The sequence below is a fragment of the Staphylococcus sp. AntiMn-1 genome, from assembly GCF_001663395.1.
Taxonomy (GTDB): domain Bacteria; phylum Bacillota; class Bacilli; order Staphylococcales; family Staphylococcaceae; genus Staphylococcus; species Staphylococcus equorum.
In genome coordinates this window covers 1,602,267-1,614,494 of the sequence record NZ_CP012968.1, presented here as the reverse complement: position 1 = coordinate 1,614,494, position 12,228 = coordinate 1,602,267, and the positions used below count along the sequence as shown (strand labels likewise).

Genomic DNA, 12,228 nt, shown 5'->3' with positions numbered 1-12,228 from the left:
GGAAATTTACTTGCACAAAACGTAAGCAACTTTAACATATATTTCTTGTTAATTCAATAAGATGTCAGATAATTTTCAATATTAAAAGTATTGTGTTTTATAAACGTCATAAAATGTTCAATGTAACAGAAGGCTCTCATGTTTTGTCTTAAGATACATAGTGCGCACCAACAAAGGAAATTTATATTGAGACAATCACTGAAAAATGTTATAGTAATTGCTATGTTACTAAAACGCTTTAACGCAATGAAGTTTTGTAAAACACAAAGGATGTAAAATTATGAGTAAACAATCACAATGGAAGTCATCGACGGGCTTCATTTTAGCAAGTGCAGGATCTGCTATAGGGCTAGGAGCAATGTGGAAATTTCCATATATGGCTGGTATGTATGGCGGAGGCGCATTTTTATTAATGTTTTTAATATTTACGATAGTTGTCGGACTACCTCTATTAATGATGGAATTTACTGTTGGTAAGTTGGGGAAGACTTATACAACTGTAATTTATGAAAAGTTAACAAAGAAAAAATGGTTGAACGTTATTGGATGGAACGGTAATTTAGCTGTATTCATACTATTTGGCTTTTATAGTGTGATAGGTGGTTGGATTATCATTTATATATTTAACGTTGCACTTCAAATATTAACCCTTAATGGTAATCAATTAGGAAGTATACAGTTTGAATCTATTATTAGTAATCCTTTCTTAACGATTACTGGGCAAGGCATCTTTATATTGTTAACGATGTTTATTGTGATGATGGGTGTTGAAAAAGGTTTAGAAAAAGCCTCTAAGTTTATGATGCCACTATTGTTTATCTTTTTAATTGTTATTGTTATTAAATCCTTAACGCTTGAAGGATCATTTGAAGGACTAAAATACATTTTGCAACCACGCCTAGAAGAAGTTTCTATGGAGGGTGTCTTATTTGCACTTGGGCAATCCTTCTTCACATTATCATTAGGGACAACAGGCATGATTACATACGCGAGCTATGCGTCAAAAGAGATGACTATTAAGACTTCAGCAATTTCTATTGTAGCGATGAATATACTGGTTTCAATTTTGGCAGGTTTAGCTATATTTCCTGCGATTTCAGCATTTGGCTACAGCCCAACAGAAGGGCCTGGGTTACTATTTAAAGTATTACCAAAAGTATTTGATCAAATGGCATTTGGCCAAGGATTTTACCTAATCTTTTTAATATTATTCTTATTTGCAGCACTTACTTCTTCTATTTCACTATTAGAATTGAACGTTTCGAACTTCACAAAAAATGATAATTCAAAACGTAAGCCAGTTGCATTTTATGTAAGTATATTAGTGTTCGTAATCAGTATCCCCGCAACACTATCTTTTGGGAGTTTAGGTCATATACAATTTGCAGCAGGTACTATCTTTGATAATATGGACTTTTTAGTATCGAATATATTAATGCCATTGGGAGCATTAGGAACAACACTAGTTGTTGGTCAATTATTAGATAAAAATGATTTGAAAGCACATTTTGGCAAAGATAAACTTAGATTATTTATACCTTGGTATTACTTAATTAAATTTATTTTACCTATAGTAATTATTTTGATCTTTGTAGTACAATTCATATAAAGGTTTTAAAGAACTACTACTGCATTTATGAAGACAAGTAGTTCTTATGCAAGAGCTTTAGCTCTTGTATTCTATTTTCAAGTCCTCTTTGACGGGCTACGTTCGTACGATGAAATCTTATTAGAATATTAGATTTCTCACCCGATTCCATACTATTCCGATAGACGTCAGCGCTTTACAAAAATGGACAATTATATAAATTCATACAAAAATAAGACACTTCGTTTTAAAGATGCACCAACATAACTTTAAAATGAGGTGTTTTATGTATAAAAATTTAATATGACTCAGTTAACACTACCAATAAGGGACTGATATTTAATTAAATATCAGTCCCTTAAAGCGATTTCAGAAATTATTTTCCAGTGAATAAACCGATGATTTCTTTGATGATATCAATGATAAAGCTCATATAATTCACCTCACTTCGTTTTATTATCTTCACTTTAATATAATTGTGCTTAATTTTGTTTAAAATTTCTTATATAGTAACAAATCATTCGTAAGTGCGAATAATTCGCAAAATAAAACGACAACGCATGCAAAAGTGTTTTTCACGATTCTTTTTTTAAAATATTCAAAAATAAAAAGCATTACCATAAAGAACGGAATAAATGTTCATTATGATAATACTTTAGTTAAAGTGGGTAGAAATGTTTTAATATATTAGTCTGTGATAGCACCTTTAGAAGCAGAAGACACGAGTTTAGCATATTTTGCGAGTGTACCTCGAGTAGCTTTTGATGGTGGCGCTTGCCATTGTTGACTACGACGTTCAAGTTCTTCATCTGATACATCAAAGCTTATTTCAAGATTTTCAGCATCGATTGTAACAGTGTCGTTTTCTTCTAGTAAGGCCATTGGTCCACCTACCATTGATTCGGGTGCAGCGTGTCCGATTACGAGACCATGTGAACCACCTGAGAAACGGCCATCTGTGACTAAAGCAACAGATTCGCCTAATCCTTTACCTACTAAAATAGATGATGCGGATAACATTTCAGGCATGCCAGGTGCGCCTTTAGGACCAGCATAACGGATAACTACGACGTCACCAGGTTTAATATCGTCATTAAGAATCGCTTTTGTTGCTTTAGATTCAGAATCGAATACACGTGCTGGTCCTTTAATATAAGTTACACTTAATCCTGAAATTTTAGCAACTGCGCCTTCTGGTGCAAGGTTACCTTTTAAGATAACAAGTGGACCAGTCGCATGTTTAGGTTTATCAAAATTAATAATTTCTTTATTATCAGTTAAGCCAGATTCATTTTCTAAGTTTTCAGCAACAGTTTTACCAGTTACTGTTAGGCAATCGCCATGGATTAAGCCGTTGTCATAAAGTAATTTCATTACTCCAGGAATACCACCTGCTTCATCAAGATGTGCCATAACGTATTTACCACTTGGTCTTAAGTCAGCAATGTGTGGCACACGTTTACGAATTTTTTCAAAATCATCAAGTGTCAGATCTACTTCAATCGTATGTGCAATAGCTAATAGATGTAAAATAGCATTTGTAGAACCACCTAATGCCATAACGACTGTGATTGCATTTTCAAAGGCTTCTTTCGTCATGATGTCTTTAGGATAAATATCTTGTTCTAATAAGTTATAAACTGCTTTTCCGGCAGCTCTACTATCTTTCATTTTGTTTGTCGATACAGCTGGATGAGAGGCACTTCCAGGTAAACTCATGCCCATTGCTTCTATAGCTGAAGACATAGTGTTTGCAGTAAACATACCACCACAAGCGCCTGCGCCAGGACATGCTGCACATTCTACTTTATGTAATGCTTCTTTTTCGATTTCTCCGTTATTGTATTGACCTACGCCTTCAAATGCTGAAACGGCATCTAAATCTTTGCCGTCTAATTTACCAGGCATAATCGTGCCACCAAATACGAAAACAGCAGGCAAGTTAAGACGTGCAATACCAATCATACAACCAGGCATATTCTTATCACAGCCGCCAATTGCCACAACGCCATCTAAATTCTCTGCACTTACTACAGTTTCGATTGAATCAGCAATAACTTCACGACTCGGTAGTGAGAAACGCATGCCATCTGTACCCATGGAAATACCGTCAGAGACAGTAATGGTGTTGAAAATAAGAGGTGAGGCCCCAGCTTCACTAATACCTTGTTTAGATGCACGCGCTAAACCATCAATGTGCATGTTACATGGTGTTACTTCACTCCATGTACTTGCTACACCAATCATCGGTTTTTTGAAATCTTCATCTTCAAAGCCAAGTGCACGTAGATAGGAACGGTTAGGTGTACGACTTACACCTTCACTAATGACTTTGCTGCGTATACGCAAATCTTTTTTATCTTCTGTATGTTCTGTTTCTTTAGTCAAAAAATTACCCCCATTAATAAGTCTATATTGTATGAATACTCTGAAAATTTAAAATAATCAAATGTTTTGTTCGCTAAAAAATATTTAATACATTTTCTAATGTAACCTGCATAGGAATATAAAACGGTTATAAATTTAAAATAAAAGTGCGAGATAGGGCTGTTGAGCCATTCGTAAAGCACATTTTTTGAAAATTACACCATATATGCTAAGTAAATTAAAAAATGATATTGAATATACACAGTATCGGTATATTTCCTTCGTGTCAATATTAAAATGATTTATACAAATCATCATAACATCTATTATATGAAAGCAGAATATGAATGTTAGGTATTTATGAGACAACAATATTTTAAGGACTGGACATAAATAACATGCCATGCTCGTCAAAACAGTCTGTTTGTCTGATGCGGATTAAATCAGCTAAAATAGTATGGTACAAGTAATAGAATATCGTGTTAAAAGGAGTATCAGTAAATGACAAACTTTAAACGATTGGAAGCGTACTTAAATATTAATTCTGATTATTACAATAAAGTAGATTTAGAAACGTTGAACCATTATATTCACAAATATGTACTACATGTGCCGTTTGAAAATATTAATGTTCAAAATAAGCAACTCATCGCACTAGATGATGAAACTATGCTTCATAAAATCATTCAAGAGCATAGAGGTGGTTTTTGTTATGAACAAAATAGATTGTTTCACAGCTTTTTAAAGGAAAAAGGTTTTGACGTTTATATGGTTTCTGCAACAATTAATACAGGTAAAGAGTGGGCAATGGAAGGCTCTCATATGGCTTTGATTGTAAGTTTGAATCATCATAAATATCTTGTCGATGTTGGTTATGCGGATGTTCCTAAGAAAGCGATGCCACTTATTACAAATCAAAATGAAGTAATAGATGTAAATGGTAAGTTTCGAGTTAAACATATTGATACATATACAATTGAAATGCAAAAGTATAAAAAAGATGATTGGGAAACACAATATAGAGCAATTGATATCTCTAAAACACTTAAGGATTTTGCAGCGGGAATTGAATTTAATCAACATCATTCAGACTCTATTTTTGTTCAAAAATTATTGGTTAGTAAAGCGAAAACATACGGAAGAGTTACATTATCTAATGCACATTTAACGATAGCAAAGAATGGGGAAGTTCAAAAAATTCCAGTAACACAAAACAATTATCAAACATTACTAAGTGATTACTTTGGCATAGATGATATTCGGATTCAAACATTTGAACAGTATTAAATGAATGGGGAATCATGAAGGCGTTTATATTACGAGTAGTGCTTGTTTGTAATATGAATGTCATACAAATAATATACTCACGCGCAATTTTAAGTTGTATAATAATATAGTGAGCAATGAATGATAAAATGTAAAAAGAAATATTGGGAGGTTTACATAATTGCGTAAAAAAATAATTGCAACTGTAATAGGGACAAGCGCGATAGCGGCTGTAACTTCAGCAAATGCTGATGCTGCAACAACTTATAAAGTTAAGAGTGGGGATTCCCTGTGGTCAATAGCGAATAAATACGATATTTCAATTTCAAAGTTGAAATCGTTGAATAATTTGACGTCTAACGTTATTTTTCCTAATCAAACATTGAAAGTTTCTGGTTCAACAAGTACATCAACGAATACATCATCAGGGTCAACATATACTGTGAAATCAGGAGATACGTTATCAGGTATAGCTGCTAAACACGGTACGACTTACCAAAAAATCATGAGTTTAAATAACCTATCAAACACTAATATTTACCCGGGGCAGAAGTTGAAAGTATCGGGAACAGCTTCAACTGGTGGTTCAAGTTCATCAGGTGGGACGAGCAGCGGTAGTACAACGACATATACAGTAAAATCAGGCGATTCTTTATCAGCAATCGCTGCAAGATATGGCACGACTTATCAAAAAATCATGAGTTTAAATGGTTTATCAAATACTAATATTTATCCGGGACAGAAGTTGAAAGTATCGGGAACAGCTTCAACTGGTGGATCAGGCTCATCAGGTTCTACTGGCTATAACACGCCGATATTCAATCATTCTAATTTATATGACTGGGGCCAATGTACATATCATGTATTTAACAAACGTGCACAAATTGGTAAAGGTATTAGTACATATTGGTGGAATGCTAATAGTTGGGATACTGGTGCTGCAGCTGATGGTTACACAGTTGACCATAAGGCAACAGTAGGATCTATTTTACAATCTGATCAAGGTTATTATGGTCATGTTGCATTTGTAGAATCTGTTAATTCTAACGGTAGTATTACTATTTCAGAAATGAATTACGGTGCGTCACCAGGAATTGTAACTTATAGAACGATTCCTGCATCACAAGTAAGTTCATATAAATATATTCACTAATTTAAAAAGTGCCTCTAACGTATTCAGTATATAATACATTAGAGGCACTTTTATGTTGTTATGAATAGAAAAATACCCACAGAGTATGTTTTACTGTGGGCAGTTGAATTGTGTTACTATTTTAATACAGAAAATGACAAATTATGCTTCTTTACGTATAGATTGTACACGTTTAACAGTCGTGAATAATGTACTAGCTGCTGTAAAAGTTGAAAAAACTTTAACGAATTTACGCGGTGATTTTAATGCTGTATATAAATCGAGTATGGCGCCTGTGCCTGTAATTGCCATGCTAGCGTAAAGTAACTTTTTGTTTTTTGATTGATAGGCATACCAGTTGAAACCTTCAACTGCAATGCCTACAAAATTGATTGTGTTAGAAATACGATTAATTCTTGGTTTTTTAGCCATTCTTATTGGATCCTCCATTTTGAAAACTCATATATTGTTTAATATTATAACATTTTATAAGTTGATTATTATGTTCAATACTATGATGTAGCTCTAAATGAGATGTTCTTGAATAATAAAATATGATAACATAAGCGCAGTTAGTATGAAAATGGTACGATTATTTCCGTATAAAAATAAAAGAAGTACGTTTGGAGTGCGTAGTTATGATTAAATGTGTTTGCTTAGTTGTTGAAGAAGATGACGAACTGCTACTAGTACAAGCTAGAAATAGAGAGAAATATTATTTTCCAGGCGGCAAGATAGATGATGGGGAAACTTATAAACAAGCATTACAGAGGGAGTTGAAAGAGGAACTTCAAGTTGATGTACCGGAAATTTCGCTTGTTTATATGGATACGGTAATTGGAGATGCTTATCCACAAAAAAATGAGCAGACTGAACTGAATTGCTTTTACACAACAGCGCAGATAGATTGGTCCAAAGTTGAAACTGACCAAGAAATTACGGATATAAGATGGATACATAAGTTAGAGTATAATAAAATTGCACCTGCTGTCGTGACTTGGATCAATGAACAATTAACAGGTATAAGTATGATTCCATATAGTGCAGAACTAATTTCAGATATTGAACAAATTACTATTACGCCAGAAGACCGTCAATTTACTAAAACGCCGAAAGTGAACATTGAACTTGCACAATATGATTCGGAGCGACATCCTGTACTCGTATATAATGATGAGCAACAATGTATAGGTTTTTTTACACTGCATGAAGGTGCTGGTGTAGCGCCTTATTCGTTAAATGAAAATGCGGTGTTTTTTAGGTCGTTTAGTGTAGATGTTCACTATAGAGGGCACGGATATGGAAAACAAATTATTCAATCCTTGCCAGAATATATACACCATCACTTTCCAGATATCGACGAAATTTGTCTAGCGGTCAATGATAATAATGAAGTGGCTCAAAACTTATATCAACAGTGTCATTATAATATGGTAGGTGAAACCTTATTAGAAGGTAGACCTGTCTATATATTACAACAACAAATATAATAAATTTAAAAATGCGTCATGTAACTTAACATATAGTGTTAAGTTACATGACGCATTTTTGCTATTCATTTTGGCCTGGGGTATGATTTTGACCAAAGGAGTGATTTGGATGAATATGAATGATGTTTTGTTTTTATTTTTGTGTACCTTATTAGTTTGGTTAATGACACCGGGGTTGAGTTTATTTTATGGTGGGCTTGTACAATCTAAAAATGTGTTGAATACAATTATGCAAAGTATGTCTGCAATTGTTGTTGTGACATTTGCATGGGTTATTTTAGGTTTTAGCCTGAGTTTTGGTTCTGGAGAGATATTTTTAGGCGGCTTTACGTATTTTGGTTTAAAGGAAGTTGGATTCAATACACAAGCGGATATCGCTACACATATCCCTCTAGCACTTTTCATGTTATTCCAATTAATGTTTTGTACAATTGCTGTATCGATTTTGTCAGGATCAATTGCAGAAAAAATGAAGTTTATACCTTATTTAATTTTTGTGTTTTTATGGGTCATTATAGTCTATAGTCCAGTTGCACATTGGGTGTGGGGTGGTGGTTGGATAGATCAATTAGGTGCAATAGATTATGCAGGTGGTACAGTAGTTCACATTACATCAGGTATATCAGGACTTGTACTAGCGGTTATGATAGGAGCAGGAAAAAACTTTGAAAAACGACCACCACATAATCTTATAATTACACTAATAGGTGGCATATTGGTATGGGTTGGTTGGTATGGTTTTAACGTAGGCAGTGCCTTAACTTTTAATGATATTGCGATGACCTCCTTCGTGAATACTGTGCTCGCAGCAAGTGCAGGTTCACTTGGTTGGTCTGTTATGGAATATTTTATGAAAAAAACAACAAGTTTGATAGGAATGTTATCGGGAATGTTAGCTGGTTTAGTAGCCATTACGCCGTCTGCTGGTTTTGTAAACTATATGAGTGCAATAGTAATTGCATTTATTGGCGGTGTTAGTTGCTATTTTGCAATTAATTATATCAAAGTAAAATTACAATATAATGATGCTTTAGATGCATTTGGTATACATGGTATTGGTGGCATTGTCGGTGCAATTTTAACTGGTGTATTTCAATCTCATAAAGTGAATAACGAGATTGTTGATGGAATGCTATATAGTGGGACGCTTCAAACAGTTTGGGTACAATTTGTCGCGGTATTCGTAACAGTTATTTTTAGTGGTGCAATGACATTTTTAATTGCAAAAACAATAAAATTGTTTAGTGCTTTAGGTACGGATAAAGTTGAAGATGAAAAAGGCTTAGATTATGTTGTTCATGGAGAAAGTGCTTATTTTAGTGGAGAGATAAACAAATTTAATAAGCGTTTATAATGAATTAAGAATATAAAAAGTAAAATAAAAATCACTCACCTTTTGATAAGTGCAGGTGAGTGATTTTTATTTTAATCAACTGTTTTTGTTGTAGGTGGATTTGTTTTGTGTTCCTTTTTAATTAATATTGAGGATAGCCAAGCCGTAATAGGGATACTTATAGCAATTGCAATACCTCCTAATAAAATAGAGATGAATTCTTGCGCAAATATTTTGGAGTTGATAATGTGACCAAACGAATAATTTAATTTGAAAAACCAGAAAAATAATGTGAGTTGGCCTCCAAAATAAGCAAGATAAATTGTATTAGCTGATGTGGCTAAGATTTCTCTTCCTACACGCATCCCTGAATGAAATAGTTCTTTTTGAGTTAAATCAGGGTTGGTCTCACTTAATTCGTACATGGGGGAACTAATTGTAATAGCTAAATCAATAACTGCAGCAATGACAGCAAGTACTATGGTGAAGACCATGAATTTAACCATGTCTATACCGATATTCATAGAGAAAATGTACGTTTCATCTTGTTGCTCAGTTGTGAATCCTTGTAGGTTACCAATAGATACAGACAAGTAGATGGCAGCAATCAAGATTACCGTTGTTAGAATTGTTGCGTAAAAAGCTGCTTGTGTCTTGGTATTATAACTATTAAGTACAAATAGATTACACGCTGCGATAACGATACAAAATACTAAGGTTACAAGGTAAATTGGCGCACCAAACATAATGATAACCAAGCTTATTAATAGAATGACAAAGTTTAAGAATAATGTCAGATAAGAGATGAGTCCTTTTTTACCACCAAAAATAAGCATAAGTATGAACAGTATGATACCTAAAATTGTTATTGCACTCATTGTTTAGCACCTCGCATTTTGAACCATACTTGCATCATTAATATTGTAATAGGAATTGTTAAGACAATACCAATACCACCTGTAATTGCCCGGGAAATTTCTAATGACCAATTCATAGAAATTGTGTAGGTAATGGTATTTGCATTTTTTAAATAAATAAGTAACATCGGTAAGCTTCCAGATAAATAAGAGAAAAGTAAAATGTTGGTCATCGTTCCCATAATATCTTGGCCGATATTGCGTCCGGCAAGTGCCCAACGCGTCATACTAATATTGGGTGTGCGACGTAGGATTTCAGTCATCCCACTTGCAATTGTAATGGCGACATCCATCACTGCACCGAGTGATCCAATCATTACCGATGCGAGAAAGACTTCTTTAGGTGGTAATGTTAAGAAACTCATCGTTTCAAATTTTAAGCCTTCGCCACCAGTTATTTGAATTACTAATTGTGTTAACCCAACGCATATAAATGTACCAAGCAAGGTACTGACAATAGTAATGAGTGTCCGCCATTGCCAACCAGTAACTAGCAGTAAGGTTAATATAGTAGATATGATAACTCCAATACTCATTAGACTGAATAAAGTCATAATATGAAATTGGTTATAAATATAAATCGCTAGAATGACGACGGCTGTGTTAATTGCCAAAGATAAAATGGATTGAAGTCCGATTTTCCTACCTACAAGTAGTACAGTTAATAAAAATAAACCTGTCATGGCTACTACGAGGCTATCACGCTTTTTCTCTAATATATATGCATCATTTGGATATTTATCGATATGTAGCAAAACTTTATTGTTTTCAGAAAATTTTTCACTATCTGCTTGAGATTCATAATATTCGTGTGGAATCGCTGCAGTTTGACCTTCGAATTTTCCATTTAAAATTGTAAGTTTCAATGTTTCTGTATGTTTTATATCTTTATTATGATGGTCATCCATGGTTTTAGATGTAGATTTATTTTCAATATTTGTAATTTGACCAATAGGTGTATCGTAAAACTTAGCATTTACAAATGTGAAAATAAACAACCCAATAAATATGATGCAAAACAACAATAATACCCAATTGAAAGGGCGTTTAAGTAGTGTTTTGATTGGCATCGCTCTATTTCAATCCTCTCTTTATAGACAATGCGATTATACGCGTCTCATATGTTGAATTCAACGATTTATAGGTTTGCGGATAAATTTTGGATTAGTGATATGTTGTACTGCGACTCAACAATTGATCGATCATTGAAAGCATTAAGCGAATGTCATTTTTACGATTATCTTGGCGCATCACACTACAAATTGTGCGTTTTAGCTCTGTGTGCCCAAGGGAGATGTCCACCCATTTATCAGGATTCTTATCTAGTAGGTGATAGGAAGCTGCAATAATATATCCGCGCTCTTTATTTAAAATGTATTGTGCGAGTTGTGGATGGGTGATGGTACGTATAGGTTTTATTACAATATTGGCTAGTGTTTGCTTGATATGCGAGGGTAATGGATAAAGCTCATAAATTGTTTTGTTCGAAAACTGGACTAGAGGCGGATGGGTTGCCATAGTAATTGGTGCATCTTTAGGGGCATAGATGTGGTAGTTTTCCTCGAACAAAGCATTTACTTTTAGTTCGCGATTTTGTTTGATGTCATTTGATAGGTCGGTAAATGCAATATCGATTTGATCAGTAGTTAAAGCATTTAAAATTTCACTCTCTTCCATTAGAATAGGTTCGACAATTGAATCGCTTTGGTTTTCGAAAGATTGTATTAATAGCGTGAGTACTTGTGAGATATAACTTTCAACATAACCAATACGAATTATAAAATGATTAGACTCTGATTGTTTGTGAAATAAACGGACAGTTTCGTCGAATTGATCTATAATTTTAGTTGCTTCTGAAAATAATTGCTTTCCTTCATCAGTTAGATAAATATTACGTCCTTCTCTATTAAATAATTTAACTTGTAATTCTTTTTCGAGTTGCGTTATTTGACGACTTATTGCAGATTGTGCAATTTCCAATTCAAGTGCAGCTTCTGATAAATGCTCTCTTTTTGCGACTTCTATAAAGTATTTTAGTTGTTTGATTTCCATTGTATCCCCCCAAATTCAAAAATGTTCTAATAAATAGAATAATATCATCTATTTTATATATTGAACAGATTGATCAACTACTA

At 33.7% G+C, this 12,228-nt stretch carries 10 protein-coding genes; 5 read left to right on the top strand and 5 right to left on the bottom strand.

Translation table 11 applies throughout. The features are described 5' to 3' along the window. Nucleotides 1-277: 277 nt before the first annotated feature. Entirely contained in the window at nucleotides 278-1,609 is a 1,332-nt protein-coding gene (locus AOB58_RS07915) for a sodium-dependent transporter (RefSeq protein WP_172457956.1), read from the top strand. Nucleotides 1,610-2,275: 666 nt separating this feature from the next. Here AOB58_RS07915 and ilvD read toward each other — a convergent pair. Further along, a complete protein-coding gene (gene ilvD, locus AOB58_RS07910; RefSeq protein ID WP_002512036.1) occupies nucleotides 2,276-3,976 on the bottom strand; it encodes a dihydroxy-acid dehydratase in 1,701 nt (566 codons plus the stop codon). 480 nt (nucleotides 3,977-4,456) lie between these two features. Between ilvD and AOB58_RS07905 the strand changes: the two genes are divergently transcribed. Together AOB58_RS07905 and AOB58_RS07900 are read left to right on the top strand one after the other, a co-directional pair. Beyond that, entirely contained in the window at nucleotides 4,457-5,242 is a 786-nt protein-coding gene (locus AOB58_RS07905) for an arylamine N-acetyltransferase family protein (RefSeq protein ID WP_021339668.1), read from the top strand. Nucleotides 5,243-5,402: 160 nt separating this feature from the next. Further along, nucleotides 5,403-6,374 carry a LysM peptidoglycan-binding domain-containing protein gene (locus tag AOB58_RS07900; protein WP_002512038.1) on the top strand — a complete coding sequence of 324 codons (972 nt, stop codon included), beginning with the start codon at nucleotides 5,403-5,405 and terminating at the stop codon, nucleotides 6,372-6,374. Between the two features lie 141 nt (nucleotides 6,375-6,515). Here the strand turns inward: AOB58_RS07900 and AOB58_RS07895 are convergent, their stop codons facing one another. Beyond that, entirely contained in the window at nucleotides 6,516-6,785 is a 270-nt protein-coding gene (locus AOB58_RS07895) for a hypothetical protein (protein WP_002505998.1), read from the bottom strand. Nucleotides 6,786-6,991: 206 nt separating this feature from the next. Here AOB58_RS07895 and AOB58_RS07890 point away from each other — a divergent pair, with 206 nt between their 5' ends. Further along, nucleotides 6,992-7,843, top strand: a complete 852-nt coding sequence (locus AOB58_RS07890; RefSeq protein WP_002512040.1) for a GNAT family N-acetyltransferase — start codon at nucleotides 6,992-6,994, stop codon at nucleotides 7,841-7,843. Between the two features lie 109 nt (nucleotides 7,844-7,952). Beyond that, complete coding sequence (locus AOB58_RS07885; RefSeq protein WP_002512041.1) at nucleotides 7,953-9,197, top strand: ammonium transporter; 1,245 nt, start codon at nucleotides 7,953-7,955, stop codon at nucleotides 9,195-9,197. 71 nt (nucleotides 9,198-9,268) lie between these two features. Here AOB58_RS07885 and AOB58_RS07880 read toward each other — a convergent pair whose 3' ends face one another. The 3 genes from AOB58_RS07880 to gltC form a co-directional block, all read right to left on the bottom strand. Then, on the bottom strand, nucleotides 9,269-10,054 hold the full coding sequence (locus AOB58_RS07880; protein WP_002512042.1) for a YibE/F family protein: 786 nt from the start codon (nucleotides 10,052-10,054) through the stop codon (nucleotides 9,269-9,271). After that, on the bottom strand, nucleotides 10,051-11,163 hold the full coding sequence (locus AOB58_RS07875; protein WP_002505994.1) for a YibE/F family protein: 1,113 nt from the start codon (nucleotides 11,161-11,163) through the stop codon (nucleotides 10,051-10,053). The genes AOB58_RS07880 and AOB58_RS07875 overlap by 4 nt, the downstream gene beginning before the upstream one ends. Before the next feature lie 94 nt (nucleotides 11,164-11,257). Continuing rightward, the gene (gene gltC, locus AOB58_RS07870) at nucleotides 11,258-12,145 is read right to left on the bottom strand and encodes a glutamate biosynthesis transcriptional regulator GltC (RefSeq protein ID WP_002505993.1); all 888 of its coding nucleotides are present in this window, start codon (nucleotides 12,143-12,145) and stop codon (nucleotides 11,258-11,260) included. Between the last annotated feature and the right edge of the window lie 83 nt (nucleotides 12,146-12,228).

Excerpts from the sequence above, each read along its gene's own strand:
- AOB58_RS07905 (WP_021339668.1), top strand. The coding sequence starts at position 4,457 with ATGACAAACTTTAAACGATTGGAAGCGTACTTAAATATTAATTCTGAT.
- AOB58_RS07895 (WP_002505998.1), bottom strand. The coding sequence starts at position 6,785 with ATGGCTAAAAAACCAAGAATTAATCGTATTTCTAACACAATCAATTTT.
- AOB58_RS07890 (WP_002512040.1), top strand. The coding sequence starts at position 6,992 with ATGATTAAATGTGTTTGCTTAGTTGTTGAAGAAGATGACGAACTGCTA.
- AOB58_RS07885 (WP_002512041.1), top strand. The coding sequence starts at position 7,953 with ATGAATATGAATGATGTTTTGTTTTTATTTTTGTGTACCTTATTAGTT.
- AOB58_RS07880 (WP_002512042.1), bottom strand. The coding sequence starts at position 10,054 with ATGAGTGCAATAACAATTTTAGGTATCATACTGTTCATACTTATGCTT.
- AOB58_RS07875 (WP_002505994.1), bottom strand. The coding sequence starts at position 11,163 with ATGCCAATCAAAACACTACTTAAACGCCCTTTCAATTGGGTATTATTG.
- gltC (WP_002505993.1), bottom strand. The coding sequence starts at position 12,145 with ATGGAAATCAAACAACTAAAATACTTTATAGAAGTCGCAAAAAGAGAG.